The sequence below is a fragment of the Falsiroseomonas frigidaquae genome (assembly GCF_012163145.1).
Taxonomy (GTDB): Bacteria; Pseudomonadota; Alphaproteobacteria; order Acetobacterales; family Acetobacteraceae; genus Falsiroseomonas; species Falsiroseomonas frigidaquae.
The window spans coordinates 680,369-696,419 of record NZ_JAAVTX010000003.1; the positions used below are offsets into that span (position 1 = coordinate 680,369).

The window sequence follows — 16,051 nt, forward strand, 5'->3', positions numbered from 1 at the left end:
GCGGGCCGGACGCGCTTCGCTTGACCCGGGCGCGCGGCCTGCGCAAATCCCCCGCTTCCCTCCGCCCCGTCCCGGGCGGGGTGGTGGAGTGTGGCCCGGAATGAACCCTGACAACCCGGATCGGCGTGCCCCCCAGAAGCGTTTGTTCATCCGCAGCTGGGGCTGCCAGATGAATGTCTATGACAGCGGCCGCATGGCGGATGTGCTGGCGCCGCTTGGCTATGCGCCGACGGAAACGCCGGAAGACGCCGACATGGTGGTGCTCAACACCTGCCATATCCGGGAGAAGGCGAGCGAGAAGCTGTTCTCCGAACTGGGCCGGCTGCGCGTGCTGAAGCAGGCGAAGGAACAGGGCGGCAGCCGCATGATCCTGGCCGTCGCCGGCTGCGTCGCCCAGGCGGAAGGCGCCGAGATCACCGCCCGCGCGCCCTATGTGGACCTTGTGCTCGGCCCGCAGAGCTACCACCGGCTGCCGGAGATGGTGGCGCGGATCAGCCGCGCCACCGGATCGGTCATCGAGACCGATTTCCCGGCCGAGCAGAAATTCGACTTCCTGCCGGATTCCACCACGCCCCAGGGCGTCTCCGCCTTCCTGACCATCCAGGAAGGCTGCGACAAATTCTGTTCCTTCTGCGTCGTGCCCTACACCCGCGGCAGCGAATTTTCTCGAAGTGCCGCCGCAGTGCTGAAGGAGGCACGGCACCTGGTCGCACAGGGCGCCCGCGAAATCACGCTGCTGGGGCAGAATGTGAATGCCTGGCACGGCGAGGGCCTGTCCGGCGGCACCTGGACGCTCGACCGGTTGCTGCTGGAATTGGCGGAGATCCCGAACCTCGCCCGGCTGCGCTACACCACCAGCCATCCGCGGGACATGGATGACGCGCTGATCGCCGCCCATGGCCGCATCCCGCAGCTGATGCCCTTCCTGCACCTGCCGGTGCAATCGGGTTCGGACCGGATGCTGGCGGCGATGAACCGTGGCCACAAGGCGGACCTGTACCGCCAGATCGCCGACAAGCTTCGCACCGCGCGGCCCGATATCGCATTGTCCTCCGACTTCATCGCCGGCCATCCGGGCGAGTCCGAGGCGGACCATCAGGCGACGCTGAAGCTGATCGCCGATATCGGCTTCGCGCTGGCCTATTCCTTCAAATACTCCTCCCGCCCCGGCACCCCGGCGGCCAGCGCCGCGGTGCAGGTGGCGGAGGCCGAGAAGGACCGCAGGTTGCAGGAAATGCAGGCCCTGCTGCGGGAACAGCAGGATGCCTTCAACCGTTCCTGCATCGGGCGGCGATGCGATGTGCTGGTGACCGGCGCCGGGCGGCACGAAGGGCAGATTGCCGGTCGTTCACCCTGGCTGCAGCCGGTGCACGGCCTTGGATCGCCGCATCTCACGGGCCAGATAGTGTCCGCCACGGTCACCGCCGCGATGCCGAATTCGCTATCCGTCCGCCTCGAGGGGAATGAGGCGCTCGGTCCTCCGTCGCAAACGCCCCGTCAGGAGAAGGCCGCCGCTTGAACACACCCCCCGCCGCGCTCAGCCTCCGCCCGCCGCCACGTCCCGTGCCAGCACGGGACACCAACACGCAGCGTGTCGTCACCATGCAATTCGACGACAACCAGCTATTGCCGCTGCTGTATGGCGAGCACGACCGCAACCTGGCCCGGATGGAAGTCCGGCTCGGCATCCGCCTTGGCAGCCGGGGCAACCGCCTGACCATCACCGGCGCGCCGGAGCGGACCGATGTGGCGGAAGCGGCGCTGATGGCGCTGTGGCGACGATTGCAGAAGGGGGAGCCGGTGGGCAGCGCGGAGGTCGAGGCGGCGATGCGGATGGCGGAGGGGGTGCAGGAAAGTGACCCCCGCCTGCCGCTGCAGGACCTGCCGGCGATCCGCACCCGCAAGGGCGCCATCGCGCCGCGCACCCCGGCCCAGGCCGCCTATATCGATGCGCTGGCGCGCAGCGAGATGGTATTCGGCGTCGGCCCGGCCGGCACCGGCAAGACCTACCTCGCCGTGGCGCAGGGCGTGGCGCTGCTGCAGGCCGGGCGTGTCGACCGCATCGTGCTGTCGCGCCCCGCGGTGGAGGCCGGCGAGAAGCTCGGCTACCTGCCGGGCGACCTGAAGGAGAAGGTCGACCCCTATCTCCGCCCGCTATACGACGCGCTGCACGACATGATGCCCGCCGAGCAGCTCACCCGTCGCATGGCGGCCGGCGAGATCGAGGTGGCGCCGCTGGCCTTCATGCGCGGCCGCACGCTGGCGCATTGCTACGCCATCCTGGACGAGGCGCAGAACACCACCGCCGCGCAGATGAAGATGTTCCTCACGCGAATGGGTGAGGGCAGCCGCATGGTCATCACCGGCGACCCGACCCAGGTGGACCTGCCGCCGGGCCAGCGTTCGGGGCTTGCCGAGGCGCTCTCCATCCTCTCGGGGGTGGACGGCATCACGGTGGCGAGATTTGCCGAAGAGGATGTGGTAAGGCATCCCTTGGTTGCGCGCATCGTCGCCGCATATGGTCGGATGGACCAGGCGGCGCGCGGGCGTGGATGAGTTGTTCGGTGACGGTCCTTCACACAGGGCGGATCGGGCACCGGGGGCATTTGGAGAGCGATGGAACCGTTAAGTAGACATCCCGGCTCGGGCGCGGAGGCCCGGGCCGGGATGCAGAGCGAGGATGCGGGCATTACCGTCGTCCTCGCCACCCAGGGATGGCGTGCTGCCGTGCATCACCCGGAAGCGCTTGCCCGCCGTGCCGTGGCCGCGGCCCTGCGGGAAGCCGGCGCCGCCGGCGCCGTCACCGTGCTGCTGACCGACGATGCGGAGGTCAAGCGCCTCAACACCGGGCATCGCGACAAGGCCAAGCCGACCAATGTGCTGTCCTTCCCGGGCGGCCTGCCGGGCCACCTGGGCGACATCGCCTTGGCGCTGGGCGTGGTGCGGCGGGAAGCCCGGGAAGCCGGGCGCAGGCCGGCGGACCATCTGGCGCATCTCGTCGCCCATGGTGCCCTGCATCTGGCTGGTCACGATCACCTGGATGCCGGCGAGGCGCGGCGCATGGAACAGGCGGAGGCGCGCGTGATGCGCCGCCTCGGCCGCCCCAACCCCTGGAAGGAGGGCCGGGGACGGCCAGCGACATGAGCGGCAACGGAGACCATGCGGGCCACGCGACCCCGATCGAGCGCCGCAACAGCCTGCTCTGGCGGATCCAGGGCCTGCTGCGCCGGCGCACCGCGGACACCGTGCGTGACCAGGTCGAGGAACTGCTGGAAGGCCGGCAGGAGGAAGGCGCCCCGAACGACCCGGACCACCTCGGCGGCGGTCTGGACCTGAATGAGCGCGCGCTGCTCGGCAATGTGCTGCGGCTGCGCGACAAGGCGGCCTATGACGTGATGGTGCCGCGCGCCGACATCCTGGCGATGCCGGAGGATCTGACACTCGACCAGGCGATCCGCCTGATCCAGCGCGAGGGCCATAGCCGCTTCCCGGTGTACCGGGAGAACCTCGATGACATCGTCGGCATGGTGCACATCAAGGATGTCTTCGCCGCGGTGGGGCGGGACCCGGATACCTTCTCGCTGAAGGCCATCCTGCGCCGGCCCCTGTTCGTGGTGCCGACGATCCCGGTGCTGGACATGCTGCTGCAGATGCGCGCCGCGCGCATCCACATGGCGCTGGTCGTGGATGAATACGGCGGCATCGACGGGCTGGTGACCATCGAGGATCTGGTGGAGACCATCGTCGGCGATATCTCCGACGAGCACGACGAGGTGGCGCCCGCCACCATCCAGGACCGCCCGGACGGCACGGTGGAACTGGACGCCCGCACCACGGTCGAGGCCTTCGAGCAGAAATTCGGCGCAGTGCTGACCGATGAGGAGCGCAGCGCGGATATCGACACGGTGGGCGGGCTGATCTTCACCCTGGCCGGGCGGGTTCCGGCCCGAGGGGAGCTGATCTCGCACCCATCCGGCCTCGAATTCCGCGTGCTGGACGCCGATCCGCGCCGCATCCGCCGGCTGCGGGTCCGCCGCCCCGGTGCTGCCGGAGAGCCGGCCCGCCAGGCGGCCGAATGAAAAACCCTCTCCCCCCGTTTGCGGGGGAGAGGGCTTCCCGGTCAGTCGCCAGCGGCCACCCGACCGGCGGCGATCTCATCGTTCACCGCCATCGGCGGCACCACCTTCTGGATGCGCTCGAAGGTGGCCAGCGCCTGACCGACGACCTGGTCCATGTTGTAGTAGCGATAGGTCGCCAGCCGGCCGACGAACCAGGTCTCCCGCTCCGCATCCGCCAGCGCCTCATACTTCTTGTAAAGCGCCTGGTTCTCGGGCCGCGGGATCGGATAGTAGGGGTCGCCCTCGGCAGAGGGGAATTCGTAGGTCACGCTGGTCTTCGGATGCACCTGGCCGGTCAGGTACTTGTATTCCGAGACGCGGGTGAAGGGCGTGGATTCCGCCGGGTGGTTCACCGTGCCGGTCGGCAGCGCCTGTTCCTGGTCCAGCGTCTCATGCTGGAAGCGCAGGCTGCGATAGGGCAGGCGGCCGTAGCGGTGGCCGAAATACTCATCCACCGGCCCGGTCCAGATCACCCGGCGGAAGCTGAAGCGCTTTCGCGCCTCGGCGAATTCCATCCCGGTGCGGATCGTGATGTTCGGGTGGTCCAGCATGCGGCTGAACATGGCCGTGTAGCCATCCCGCGGCATCGCCTGGAACCGATCGGTGAAGTAGCGGTCGTCCCGGTTGGTGCGCGTCGGCACGCGCGCCGTGACGGATTTGTCCAGTTCGCTCGGGTCCAGCGCCCATTGCTTGCGCGTGTAGCCGCGGAAGAACAGCTCGTACAATTCGCGGCCGACCTTGCCGACCACCACATCCTCGCTCGATCGCACCTGCTCGACCTGCTCGGCGCGTTCCGCGAACCAGGCTTCGAGCTGGTCCTCGGTCAGTTCCAGCCCATACAGGCGGTTGATGGTGTCGAGGTTGATCGGCATCGGCACCTGCACCGTCTGCCCCGTGCTGGGGCTGACCACCTCGGCCAGCACGCGGTGCTCATAGGGGCGCCAGTCGGTGAAGCGCGACAGATGCGTGAACACCGCCTCGCTGTTGGTGTGGAAGATGTGCGGGCCGTAGCGGTGGATCATCACCCCGGCCTGATCCGCGTGGTCATAGGCGTTGCCGCCGATGTGGTCCCGCTTGTCGATCACCAGCACCCGGTCGCCGCGGGACGCCGCAAGGCGCTCCGCCAGCACGGAACCGGCGAAGCCGGCACCCACGACGAGCCAATCAAACATTCGCCACCCCCGATGCCATCGCCGTTGCCGGCACCGCGCCGGCGCCCGCCCGTTCCGGAACCCGCAGCAGCGCGGCCATGCGCGCCCAGGTCAGGTCCCAGGAATTCTTCGCCAGCTGCAGGTCGACGCGCGCCAGGAAGGGTGCCCGCGGCCGCGCCAGCAGAGCATCCGCCTGCTCCGCCAGTTCGGCGGCGGATTCCACGATCTCGACCAGCCCGGCCTCGCCGTAGTCCCGCACCACATCCACCACCGGCGTGGAGATCACCGGCAGGCCGGCGGCCAGGAATTCCGGCGTCTTGGTCGGGCTGATGAAGCGCGTGCTCTCATTCAGCGCGAAGGGCATGAAGCCCATGTCCCAATGCGCCAGATACTCCGGCAGTTCGTCATAGCTGCGGCCGCCGAGCCAATGCAGGTTCGGCGCCTGCGGCAGGCTGGCGGCGTCGATCTTCACGACCGGACCCAGCATCACCAGCTGCCAATCCGGCCGCAGCGCCGCGAAGGCGGCGACCAGTTCCAGGTCCATCCGCTCATCCACCACGCCGAAGAAGCCGATGCGCGGATGCGGGATGCCGGCCAGGGAGGCCGGCTCCGCCACCGCGCCGCGGGCGCGGCCGAAATGGGCGGTATCAATGGAGGAGGGGAAGCAATGCACCCGTGGGTGCCGGTCGCGCTTCGCCTCGTACAGGCTGCGCCCGCCGGTGAAGACCAGATCGGCCCGTTCCAGCAGCCGGCGCTCCATTTCCAGCATTGCCGGCGGGGCGCCGCGGAAGGCGGAAAGCTCGTCCATGCAGTCATAGACGGTGACATCCGCCTTGATGTGGTCGGCGAAGACCAGCGCCATCGGCGTGTAGAACCAGGCCACCAGGCGGCGCCCGGCGCGTTCCGCCAGCAGCCCGTCGAGCAGCGCGCGCTGCGCGGCGAAGCTTTCCGCCACCGAGAGCCCATGCGGCAGCACGGGAACCGCGCGCAGCACACCCCCAGGTTGCGGCGAAAGGTCCAGCCGCGCGGCGGCGATCGGCTCCTCGCGCGGTTCCTCGAAGAAGATTACCTCATGGTCCTGCGCCGCGCGCGTCATCAGGTGCTGCGGGCGCTGGAAGACGAAGTCCCAGCGAAGATGCGAGAGGCAGAGCAGCACGGACCGTGCCTCACCGCCGTTACCTGTCGGGGGAGCAGCCATTGTCATCCTGGTCTCCTGTGTCCAGCATCCGGGCACGCGAGACCCCTCCGCCGCGGCCCGTTTGGGCCGCCGCTCCGGACCTGCTGGATGTCCTGATGCAGGCAAAACGCGCGATGCTGCGCTGCGGTTCCAGCCGAGGCCGGAACGGGAATCAGCCGTCGCGCCGTTGATCTCAGCTCAGGAGAATTGCGTCCGTTGCAGCACCGGGTCGGCCGGCAGCCCGGCGATCTCCCGGATCAGCTTGCGCCGCACGGCCTGGCCGAAATCGGCGAAATCCTCGGCCGCGATCATGAAGGCGCCGGGCCCGCCGATCACGCTCTCCCGGTAGTAGATGTCGAGCGGGATGGGCGGGCGGCGGCCGAAGGTCGGGCGGTCGTTCAGGATCGGCAGCCCGTTGATGGTGATGCCCTCCGCCACCGCGCGGTCGCGCGCTTCCTCGGCCGGCGGGCCGCTGTTGTTGACCCCGTCGCCGGAGACATCGATCACCCGGCGCGTCGCCTCGAAGGGACATTCCGCCAGGGTGCGGCGGGAGAATTCAATACCGCCGGAGATCGAGGTCCAGGACAGCGAGGCCCGCGGCGCCTCCGCCAGGCCGGTGGCCCAGACCTCCGCCTGCATCTGGCTGCCGATGCGGGTCCAGGGCAGCACGAGGCGCTGGTATTCCAGCCCCGCCCATTCGACATAGGCGACCGCGACGCCACCCATCATGCCGCCGCGGATCGCCTCCACCAGCCGCGGATCGACCATGGCGTTGCGGTAGCCTTCGCGCTGCAGCCGTGCCTCATCCTCATCGATCGAGCGGCTGACATCGACGGCAAGCACCAGCGCCACATCGACCGGTTCATTTGCCCGGCTGCCCTCAGGACGAAGCGCGGCCGCGGCACCCGCCGCGGCGAGAAGGGACCTGCGGTACATCCGCGACCTCCCGCTGCATGAACGAAGCCCATGCAACCGCAACGCGTGGCGTCGGTTCAAGCAGATAGATATTTTTCTTTGAACCGCCTTGCGCTTGGCGGTTCCGCGCAGGGTCAGCGACGCGCGTAGGCGGCGGCCTGGCGGGCGAGGGCGGCGATGCCGGCGCGGGCCAGCATTTCATGCACCTCCCGGAACGCGGTGGTCTTGGTCCGGCGCTCGGCCTCCAGCAGCGCCGCGCCCTGGGTCTCCAGCGCGGCCAGCGGCCAGATCCGCAGCGCCTTGTCGAAGGCGGGCTTGTGGCGGAAGAACACCGGCGGGCGCAGCACACCCGCATCGCCGGCCAGTTGCGCCTCATGCAGCCGCTGCACGTGGCGCAGCGTGGCGCGCACCACCATCACGGCATTCGCCCCTTCCGCGAAGGCGGCATCCAGCGCCCGGTCGGCGGCCTGGGCGTTGCCGGAGGTGGCGGCCATCAGCGCGGTGTCGAGATCCGCCGTCGCGCCATCGGCGACGCAGGCCATGGCGGCGGCCTCATCCACCTTGCCGTCCGGGCCGGCATGCAGCGCCAGCACCTCCACCGCGCGGCGCAGCAGCATGCGGTCCTCGCCGAGGCGGGCCGCCAGCCAGGCGAGCACCGGCGGGTCTGCCTGCACGCCCTGTTCGCGCAGCAGGCGGCTGATGGTGCCGGCCAGTTCCTCCGGCCTTTCGCGGTAGCAGGGCACCACCATGACATCCGGCGCGGCCTCCGCCATGGCGCGCAGCTTGGACCGGGCGGTCATCTCGCCGCCTTCCAGCAGCAGCAGCGCATCCCCGGCGCCGGCCAGCGCGTCCTTCAGCGCCGCGGCATGCGCATCCGTCGCGTCACGCAGGCGGACCACGCGGCGGCCGCCGGTCATTGCCAGCGCCGCCGCTTCCCCGGCCAGCGCGCCGGGGCGGGCGGCTTCGTCCCGGCTCAGCTCGGCCAGGCGGAAAGGGTCGGGGGTGGGGCCGAGCACCGCGCGCACCAGCGTTTCCGCCCGCTCCCGCGCCAGGCCGGCATCGTCACCATGCAGCAGCACGGCGCGGGTGGCGCCAGGATCGGCGAGGAAGGCGCCGGTACGCTTCGGGTCGAGCTTCGCCATCGCCGATCAGCGGATGGCAGGCGTCAGCCCGGGCACCAGTTCCGGCCGAGCGGGCTGCACCACCATGGGGCTCGCGCCCTGCGCTGGGGCGGGCCCACCCTGCGCCAAGCCGGCGGCGCCAGCCTCCCGCCTGCGGAAATCCACCGCGATGCGGGTGACGACCAGCTCGGCCAGCAGCTCCGCCAACCGCTGTTCCGCCACTTCCCGGCTGCTGTCGGCGGCGAAGAACTGGTTGGGCGGAATGTTGTAGGCCTCGATGCTGCGCTCGATGCCGGAGGCCAGCGTCTCCGGCGGCGGACCGATCCGCGCCAGCAGCCAATTGGCGGTGCCGATGTAGCGCACCCGCGTGGCGGTGCCGTCGCGCTGGATGCCGACGCCCTCCGCCTGCAGATTAGGCGACAGCCGCAGCTCATACAGCGGCTGGTCCGGGCCGGAGACGCTCTGGCCCATGCGCTGGTAAAGCGCACGCCGCAGAAGCTGGCCAAACCGCTCCTGGATGACGGTGACGCGGATGCGGGACAGCTCCGCCCGCATCTCCCCGCCGGCGCCGCCGCCATAGAGGGGCCGGAAGCCGCAGCCGCCCAGCGCCAGCAGGCCGAGCCCGCCGAGCAGCCGGCGGCGCGAGAAGGATTCAGACGACGTAATTGACCACCCGCCCCGGAACATGGATCCGCTTCTTCACCGGCTTGCCGCCAAAGGCACGCTGCACGTTCTCCTCCGCCTCGGCCAGGGCGAAAATCTCCGCCTCCGGCGCGCCGACGGCAACCTCGATGGTGGCGCGCAGCTTGCCGAGCACCTGCACAGCCAGCGTCATCGTCTCCGCCTTCACCAGCGCAGGGTCGGCTTCAGGCCAGGGAAGCTGGGCGACCAGCTCCGGCGCATCCGGGTTGAGCAGCGCGAACAGCTCCTCGGCCAGATGGGGCATCATCGGTGCGGCCAGGCGGGCCAGGGTTTCCAGCGCCTCCCGCCGTGCCGCGCCGATGCCCTCGGCGGTCGCCTGCGCCTCGGCCTCGCCGATCGCATTGGCGAATTCATGGATGCGGGCGACCGCGACGTTGAACGCGAAGCTGTCCAGCGCCTCCGTCACCGCCACGATGGTCCGGTGCGTCACCTGCCGCAGCTTCCTGGCGGCGCCGGCCGTCTCGGGCATCGGGGTGCCGGGGGCGGGCAGGGTCGGCAGGGCATTCGCCGCAAGGCGCCAGACGCGCTGGGTGAACCGGAAGGCGCCGGCGACGCCGGACTCCGTCCACTCCATGTCCCGCTCCGGCGGGTTGTCGGACAGGATGAACCAGCGCGCCGTGTCGGCGCCGTAGCGGCCGATGATGGCGCCCGGGTCCACCGTGTTGCGCTTGGACTTCGACATCGCCTCGACCCGGCCGATGGTCACCGGTTCGTTGCCACCCTTCAGGGTGGCGCTGCGCGTGCCGTCGGCGGCGAGGTTGAAATCCACCTCCTCCGGGTACAGCCAGCGGCCATCCGGGCCCTTGTAGCTTTCGTGCTGGACCATGCCCTGGGTGAACAGCCCGGCGAAGGGCTCCTTCACCTCCAGATGGCCGGTCGCCTGCATCGCGCGGGTGAAGAAGCGACTGTAGAGCAGATGCAGGATCGCATGCTCGATGCCGCCGATATACTGGTCCACCGGCAGCCAGGCATTGACGGCTTCCTGCGTCACCGGTGTCTCGGCGTGCGGCGAGCAGAATCTCGCGAAATACCAGGAGCTGTCGACGAAGGTGTCGCAGGTATCCGTCTCCCGCCGCGCGGGCGCGCCGCAGGACGGGCAGGCCACGTGCTTCCAGCTCGGGTGGTGGTCCAGCGGGTTGCCGGGCTTCGAGAAATCGACGTCCTGCGGCAGTTCGACCGGCAGCTGGTCCTCGGGCACCGGCACCACGCCGCAGGCCTCGCAATGGATGACCGGGATCGGGCAGCCCCAGTAGCGCTGGCGGGAGACACCCCAGTCGCGCAGGCGCCAGTTCACCACGCCGGTACCCTGGCCCTCGGCCTCCAGCCTTTCGATCGCCGCCCGCTTGGCCGCGGGTACCGGCTTGCCGTCGAGGAATTCCGAGTTGAACAGCGTGCCGTCATCGGTATAGGCGGCACCATCCAGGGCGAAATCCGCCGCGGATGCGCCCGGCGGCAGGACCACCGGCTTGATCGCCAGCCCGTATTTGGTGGCGAATTCGAAATCGCGCTCGTCATGGCCGGGGCAGCCGAAGATGGCGCCGGTGCCGTATTCCATCAGCACGAAATTGGCGATCCAGACCGGGAAAGTCTGGCCCGGCAGGAACGGGTGCGCCACCCGGAAGCCGGTGTCGAAGCCGCGCTTCTCGGCCTGTTCGATCGCCGCCTCGCTGGTGCCCATGCGGCGGCATTCGGCGACGAATTCGGCCGCGGCCGGATTGGCCGCCGCGGCCGCGGCCGCCAGCGGGTGCTCGGCGGCGACGGCGATGAAGGACATGCCGAACAGCGTGTCCGGCCGCGTGGTGAAGACCTCCACCTCCGCCGTCTCGGCCACCGCTTCGGTCAGCTTGAAGCGGACCCGCGCGCCTTCGCTGCGGCCGATCCAGTTGGACTGCATCAGCTTGACGCGCTCGGGCCAGCGATCCAGCCCGCCCAGCGCCTCCAGCAGGTCCGGCGCGTATTTCGTGATCGCCAGGAACCACTGGGACAGCTTCTTCTTCTCGACCAGCGCGCCGGAGCGCCAGCCGCGGCCGTCGATCACCTGTTCATTGGCCAGCACGGTGCCGTCCACCGGGTCCCAATTGACCCAGGATTCCTTCCGCTCGACGAGGCCGGCCTTCCAGAAATCCAGGAACAGCTTCTGCTGCTTGCCGTAGTAGCCGACATCGCAGGTGGCGAATTCGCGCGACCAGTCCAGCGACAGGCCCATGCGCTTCAGCTCGGCGCGCATGTTGGCGATGTTGTCGTAGGTCCATTGGCCGGGATGGATGCCGCGTTCCCGCGCGGCGTTTTCCGCCGGCAGGCCGAAGGCATCCCAGCCCATCGGGTGCAGCACCAGGTGGCCGCGGGCGCGCTTGTAGCGTGCCACCACATCGCCCAGCGTGTAGTTCCGCACGTGACCCATGTGGATCTTGCCGGAAGGGTAGGGGAACATCTCCAGCACGTAGTATTTGCTGGCGCCGGCGGGCGGCACGTCGGGCACGGCGAAGCAGCCGCGGCGGTCCCATTCCGCCTGCCAGCGCGGCTCCGCGGCGGCAAAATCATGCCGGGCCGGCTGCGGCTGGCCGGAATCCTGGGTCGGGGACATCTCGTTCATCGTGCTGCGGTGCGCTGGCCTGGGTTGGGTTCTCCGGCATAGAACCCCCGCGCTGCCCTGGGAAGGGCGGCGCGGGGCGGCATGGTCCTACCGCGCGGCGGCGGTGGACTGGGCGCGCAGTTCGCGTGCCCGGGCGAGCACCTGATCCTCAAGCTCCGAGGCCGTGCCGGCGGAGACCGGGACATCCACCCAGGCATTGCCGCGCAGTTCCTGCCGGAACAGCGCCACGCGCACGCCATCCGAGCGGAGCTGGCGGCCGAGGATATAGGCGGTGGCGCGGAAGCGCTCGCTGGGGTTGCCCGGGGGCGAGTACCAATCCGTGATCAGCACGCCGCCGAAGGGGTCGGCGGAGGACAGAGGCATGAAGGACAGCGTATCCAGCGCCGCGCGCCAGAGGAAGGCGTTCACGCCGATGCCGACGCCACCCTGGTCGGCGCCGCCGCGCTGCTGGCTGCGGTCGGTGCCGAACAGCAGGATACCGTCGCTGCCGCCGAGCCGCCCACGCACCTGGTCCCGCCGGCGGTCGGAGCTGTATTCGTCGAGTTCGGGCGTGCGGACATTGCCTTGGAGCGCGCTGCACGCCGCCAGCAGCGTTCCGGTCAGGCCCACCATCATCAGTCGCGTCAGGCGCATCTTTCCCATCCTGGCCCGGCGGGGGCCTTTTCTGCGGATGGTCTTACCCTTCCAGCGCCCGATCGCAAAGCCGGGGGTGCAATGGCGGGGCGGTGAACATGAAAAAGGGACGGCAGGTTTCCCTGCCGTCCCCCTTCAGGCTAGCCGATCCGGAAGGATCAGAAGGCCAGGCGCGTGCCGAGGATGAACACGTCGATGCTGCGGTTGCGGTAGTTGGCCGCAACGTTGGCCGCACCGAACGGACGGACGTTCTCGTCCTCGATGTTGGTGTAGTTCGCGAAGACTTCGAGGCCCGGGGCCACGGTGTACACGGCGCCAACGCCGACCGCCTGCTGCTCACGATCGCCAGCGTCCACGCCACCGACAACGCCGTTGTCACGCTTGCCGAGCGAGTAGAAGGCGCCAACGGAGATCGCACCGGCACGGTAGGTCGCGCCGAGGGTCCAGTTGTTGGAGTTGTCGAGGCCAGCGGCCAGACCACCACGGCCCGGAGCGGAACCCGAGTAGCGGCCCCAGATGTAGTGACCACCGACGGTGAAGCCCATCGCGGACAGGTTCAGGCCGGCCTGGTAGGCGTTCGGGTCACGCAGGGTGGAGCCCGTCGGGACATCGGCGCGCATCGCGGAGAACGCCGCGGCCACACCGACATTGCCGAAGCTGCCGCGGTAGCGGATGGCGCCGGACAGCTCGTTGCGGATGGAGCCCGCGTTCGGGTTGCGCTGCAGGGCGGCGTTGTTGGCGGCGGCCGGCTGCAGGAAGTTCTCACCCTCGTACTGGTTCGGCGCATAGCTGACGCCGAAGTCGAAGCCGAAGAACTGCGGGGACAGGTAGATGATCTTGGTGCTGTCGCTGCCGTCGTTGATCGTCGTCAGGATGTAGCGGGTGCCACCGGCTTCCGGCGCGATGAACTCGTCCCAGCCACCCGACTCACCGAGGTTCGTCACGCCCGGGGCGGCGACCTTCAGCTGGTCGGCGGCGCTGTCGTTGTCACCGAACTGCAGGGTGCCGAGGGTCGGGGAGGAAACGAAGCCCCAGACTTCGTCGGTGTCGATGGCGGTCTGGCTGGTGTTGTTGTTATCCAGCTGCAGCTCGATCTCGGCACCGTAGGACAGGCCGTTGGCCGCCTTGCCGCGCACGATCACGCTGATTTCCATGTCGGAGCGGAAGTCGACCTTGGAGCGGGAAGCGGGCAGGCCGGTGATCGCCGCAGTGTCGAAGTTGTCGTCGACGTAGCCGCCGGTGAACTCGAAGTAGCCGCCCACGCGAACCGTCGGAGCCGTCTGCGCCTGGGCCACACCCATGCCCATCAGCGCGGCGCCAACCACCGCGGTGGTGCCCAGCAGAATCTTGCGCATATCTAAAAACCTCCTCCTGCGCCGGGTGGCCCCCGGCATGCGACGACCCGCCTGCCCCCCTCGGCAGGACGCCGCCACCAGGTTCCCCCCCAATGGCAGTCAGGTCCGGGGCGGATAATGATCCCGGCGCTGCGGACAGGGCAACGGCACAGCAGCGACTGACGCGACTTCCTTGAGACAGTGTGGCGAATGGGCAACAAGGGTGTTCAGCGCCGCAGCGCGCCGATCGCCGCCAGGCCCGCCAGCCGGCCGCGCGGCAACCGCCCCGCCGTTGCCGCCGCCACGCCGCCCAGCGCCACCGCCGGCTGGCCGAGCCGCGCGGCGAGCGCGCCCCACCGCAAGGGGCCCAGCGCCGGCGCGCCCGGGTGGCTGGCGGTGGCGAAGGCCGGGGAGACGAAGCCGAGATCCGCCCCCAGCCGCCGCGCCCGCGCCACCGCAGGGCGCCCATGCACCGCCAGCGAAAGCCAGGCCCAGGGGGTGCCGCGCCGCCGCGCTGCCAGGAAGGCCGTCAGCCCCGGCGGCGCGGCGCGGTCCGGCAGATGCAGCCCGCAGCGAAGCCGCAAGGCCGCCGTCGGATCGCCGCCCAGCAGCAGCAGCAGCCCACGCCGCCGCACCACCCGGCGCAGCCGCGCCAGCACCGGCGGCCGCAGGCCGCGCGCCAGCACCCCCGCCCCGCGCGGCAGCAATGCCGCGGCGGCACACGGGTCCGGCAGCCGCACCGGGTCGGAGACCAGCCACAGGCGGGGGATCGGCCCATGCAGCCGCCCATCGCGCGGCTTGAGCACATGCGACCAGCCCTCTAGCGTCCGTCCCATGCCGCACGATCCCCCGCTTGACCCGACCATCGCCGCCAATCTCGGCCAGATCCGCCACAGGATCGCCGAGGCTTGCGCACGCGCCAACCGCCCGGCCGAAGCCGTCACCCTGGTTGCCGTCTCCAAGACCCATCCCGCCACGGCGGTCGAGGCCGCGCTGGCTTGCGGCCAGATGATCTTCGGCGAGAACCGGGTGCAGGAGGCGGAGGGCAAGTTTCCCGCGCTGCGCCCCGCCTGGCCGGCGCTGCGCCTGCACCTGATCGGCGCGCTGCAGACCAACAAGGCGCGCGAGGCGGTGCGCGTGGCGGATGTGATCGAGAGCCTGGATCGCCCGAAGCTCGCCCTGGCACTGCGCGACGCCATGGCGCGGGAAGACCGCCAGCCGCGCCTGCTGATCCAGGTCAATACCGGCGACGAACCGCAGAAGGCCGGCATCGCACGCGCCGAGGCCGATGCCTTCATCCGCGCCTGCCGGGAGGAACACGGCCTGCCGGTGGACGGGCTGATGTGCATTCCGCCGGCCGAGGACGATCCGCGGCCGCATTTCGCGCTGTTGGCCGAAATGGCGACGCGGCATGGCTTGGCCACGCTGTCCATGGGCATGAGCGGCGATTTCGAGGCGGCGATCGCCGAGGGCGCCACCCATGTCCGCGTCGGCAGCGCCATCTTCGGGCGCCGCGACTGAGCCAGGCGCCTCAGGGCCGGTGCGCCAATCGGGGCGGCCGGCCCGCGAGACTTCGGGCGTTTCAGTGGTGCTTCCAGGACACCTCGGTCAGTGCCGGCTCGGTCGGGTCGCAGCGCAGCCAGGTGCCGTTGGCGACCGACTGGCCCGTCATTGCCAGGATGAAGCCCCAATGCGCGACCACCAGCGTGCTGGACCAGTCGCCAAGGGCCGACATCTCGGCGCGAAACAGCGCCGCCCGCGCCAGGACCTGATCCGCCGGTTCCTCCTGCGCCGGCCACCACACCTCCTCCACATGGCTGAAATCCAGATGCGGCCATTCGGCGGAGAGCGCCGTGGTGGGGCTGCCCACGTCGCAGGTGAAGGCATAGCGTTCCCGCACAAGCGGCTGCACCAGCACCTTCAGCCCCAGCCGCCGGGCCAGGGGCGCCGCCGTCTGCAGGGCGCGGCTGTAGGGGGAGGCGATGATGCGCGTGATACCCTCCGCCGCCAGCGCTTCCGCCGCCTGTTCCGCCTGGCTGTGGCCCAGCGGGGTCAGCCGCGGGTCGATGATGCCGGGGTCGCGCCGCGTGGCGCTGAAATGCAGGTTGAACTCGCTTTGTCCGTGGCGCAGCAGGATCATCGGCGGGGCGGCTCCTCATGAACTTCGAAAGGATGGCCTGGCGGCGCGCAGGGGCAATCCCCGGCACGGTTCGGGCGTTGGAGTGGGTCTATTGACGCATAGGACCCATGATCCGCGGCCGTAGGCGTTGCGGGGGCCCTGGGGCCGCCTTAAGTGAGTGCTTGATG

15 protein-coding genes are annotated in these 16,051 nt (G+C 70.0%); 5 read left to right on the plus strand and 10 right to left on the minus strand.

Annotated features, from left to right (window positions below):
* Window positions 1-100 precede the first annotated feature (100 nt).
* From miaB to HB662_RS12210, 4 genes are all read left to right on the plus strand, one after another.
* Window positions 101-1,519, plus strand: coding sequence for a tRNA (N6-isopentenyl adenosine(37)-C2)-methylthiotransferase MiaB (gene miaB / locus HB662_RS12195; protein WP_168049971.1), 1,419 nt, complete (start codon window positions 101-103; stop codon window positions 1,517-1,519).
* Window positions 1,516-2,556: a PhoH family protein gene (locus HB662_RS12200; protein WP_408871626.1), complete on the plus strand. Its 1,041-nt coding sequence runs from the start codon at window positions 1,516-1,518 to the stop codon at window positions 2,554-2,556. The genes miaB and HB662_RS12200 overlap by 4 nt, the downstream gene beginning before the upstream one ends.
* Window positions 2,557-2,667: 111 nt before the next feature.
* On the plus strand, window positions 2,668-3,144 hold the full coding sequence (gene ybeY, locus HB662_RS12205; RefSeq protein WP_245185583.1) for an rRNA maturation RNase YbeY: 477 nt from the start codon (window positions 2,668-2,670) through the stop codon (window positions 3,142-3,144).
* Window positions 3,141-4,079 carry a hemolysin family protein gene (locus tag HB662_RS12210; protein WP_168049973.1) on the plus strand — a complete coding sequence of 313 codons (939 nt, stop codon included), beginning with the start codon at window positions 3,141-3,143 and terminating at the stop codon, window positions 4,077-4,079. Before ybeY ends, HB662_RS12210 begins: the two co-directional genes overlap by 4 nt.
* Window positions 4,080-4,120: 41 nt before the next feature.
* Here the strand turns inward: HB662_RS12210 and glf are convergent, their stop codons facing one another.
* The 9 genes from glf to HB662_RS12255 all read right to left on the minus strand — a co-directional run bounded on the left by glf (window position 4,121) and on the right by HB662_RS12255 (window position 14,580).
* Entirely contained in the window at window positions 4,121-5,290 is a 1,170-nt protein-coding gene (gene glf, locus HB662_RS12215) for a UDP-galactopyranose mutase (RefSeq protein WP_168049974.1), read from the minus strand.
* The gene (locus HB662_RS12220; protein ID WP_245185584.1) at window positions 5,283-6,467 is read right to left on the minus strand and encodes a glycosyltransferase family 1 protein; all 1,185 of its coding nucleotides are present in this window, start codon (window positions 6,465-6,467) and stop codon (window positions 5,283-5,285) included. The genes glf and HB662_RS12220 overlap by 8 nt, the downstream gene beginning before the upstream one ends.
* Before the next feature lie 177 nt (window positions 6,468-6,644).
* Entirely contained in the window at window positions 6,645-7,382 is a 738-nt protein-coding gene (locus HB662_RS12225) for a DUF1194 domain-containing protein (RefSeq protein ID WP_168049976.1), read from the minus strand.
* Between the two features lie 113 nt (window positions 7,383-7,495).
* A complete protein-coding gene (gene holA, locus HB662_RS12230) occupies window positions 7,496-8,503 on the minus strand; it encodes a DNA polymerase III subunit delta (RefSeq protein WP_168049977.1) in 1,008 nt (335 codons plus the stop codon).
* A gap of 6 nt (window positions 8,504-8,509) precedes the next feature.
* Window positions 8,510-9,169, minus strand: a complete 660-nt coding sequence (gene lptE / locus HB662_RS12235) for an LPS assembly lipoprotein LptE (protein WP_168049978.1) — start codon at window positions 9,167-9,169, stop codon at window positions 8,510-8,512.
* Window positions 9,135-11,777, minus strand: a complete 2,643-nt coding sequence (gene leuS / locus HB662_RS12240; RefSeq protein ID WP_168049979.1) for a leucine--tRNA ligase — start codon at window positions 11,775-11,777, stop codon at window positions 9,135-9,137. The genes lptE and leuS overlap by 35 nt, the downstream gene beginning before the upstream one ends.
* Window positions 11,778-11,864: 87 nt before the next feature.
* Entirely contained in the window at window positions 11,865-12,410 is a 546-nt protein-coding gene (locus HB662_RS12245; RefSeq protein ID WP_408871627.1) for a DUF3576 domain-containing protein, read from the minus strand.
* Between the two features lie 158 nt (window positions 12,411-12,568).
* Window positions 12,569-13,765: a porin gene (locus tag HB662_RS12250; protein ID WP_168049981.1), complete on the minus strand. Its 1,197-nt coding sequence runs from the start codon at window positions 13,763-13,765 to the stop codon at window positions 12,569-12,571.
* A gap of 206 nt (window positions 13,766-13,971) precedes the next feature.
* Window positions 13,972-14,580, minus strand: coding sequence for a thiamine phosphate synthase (locus HB662_RS12255; protein ID WP_168049982.1), 609 nt, complete (start codon window positions 14,578-14,580; stop codon window positions 13,972-13,974).
* On the opposite strand from HB662_RS12255, the gene HB662_RS12260 reads away from it, so the two are divergent.
* Window positions 14,579-15,265, plus strand: a complete 687-nt coding sequence (locus HB662_RS12260) for a YggS family pyridoxal phosphate-dependent enzyme (RefSeq protein ID WP_168049983.1) — start codon at window positions 14,579-14,581, stop codon at window positions 15,263-15,265. The two genes, HB662_RS12255 and HB662_RS12260, sit on opposite strands and share 2 nt — an antisense overlap.
* Before the next feature lie 61 nt (window positions 15,266-15,326).
* Here the strand turns inward: HB662_RS12260 and HB662_RS12265 are convergent, their stop codons facing one another.
* On the minus strand, window positions 15,327-15,884 hold the full coding sequence (locus HB662_RS12265; RefSeq protein ID WP_168049984.1) for a histidine phosphatase family protein: 558 nt from the start codon (window positions 15,882-15,884) through the stop codon (window positions 15,327-15,329).
* Window positions 15,885-16,051: the final 167 nt, after the last annotated feature.

Coding starts and splice junctions, on each gene's coding strand:
- miaB (WP_168049971.1), top strand. CDS start 101: ATGAACCCTGACAACCCGGATCGGCGTGCCCCCCAGAAGCGTTTGTTC.
- ybeY (WP_245185583.1), top strand. CDS start 2,668: ATGCAGAGCGAGGATGCGGGCATTACCGTCGTCCTCGCCACCCAGGGA.
- HB662_RS12210 (WP_168049973.1), top strand. CDS start 3,141: ATGAGCGGCAACGGAGACCATGCGGGCCACGCGACCCCGATCGAGCGC.
- glf (WP_168049974.1), bottom strand. CDS start 5,290: ATGTTTGATTGGCTCGTCGTGGGTGCCGGCTTCGCCGGTTCCGTGCTG.
- HB662_RS12220 (WP_245185584.1), bottom strand. CDS start 6,467: ATGGCTGCTCCCCCGACAGGTAACGGCGGTGAGGCACGGTCCGTGCTG.
- HB662_RS12225 (WP_168049976.1), bottom strand. CDS start 7,382: ATGTACCGCAGGTCCCTTCTCGCCGCGGCGGGTGCCGCGGCCGCGCTT.
- holA (WP_168049977.1), bottom strand. CDS start 8,503: ATGGCGAAGCTCGACCCGAAGCGTACCGGCGCCTTCCTCGCCGATCCT.
- lptE (WP_168049978.1), bottom strand. CDS start 9,169: ATGTTCCGGGGCGGGTGGTCAATTACGTCGTCTGAATCCTTCTCGCGC.
- leuS (WP_168049979.1), bottom strand. CDS start 11,777: ATGAACGAGATGTCCCCGACCCAGGATTCCGGCCAGCCGCAGCCGGCC.
- HB662_RS12245 (WP_408871627.1), bottom strand. CDS start 12,410: ATGCGCCTGACGCGACTGATGATGGTGGGCCTGACCGGAACGCTGCTG.
- HB662_RS12250 (WP_168049981.1), bottom strand. CDS start 13,765: ATGCGCAAGATTCTGCTGGGCACCACCGCGGTGGTTGGCGCCGCGCTG.
- HB662_RS12260 (WP_168049983.1), top strand. CDS start 14,579: ATGCCGCACGATCCCCCGCTTGACCCGACCATCGCCGCCAATCTCGGC.
- HB662_RS12255 (WP_168049982.1), bottom strand. CDS start 14,580: ATGGGACGGACGCTAGAGGGCTGGTCGCATGTGCTCAAGCCGCGCGAT.
- HB662_RS12265 (WP_168049984.1), bottom strand. CDS start 15,884: ATGATCCTGCTGCGCCACGGACAAAGCGAGTTCAACCTGCATTTCAGC.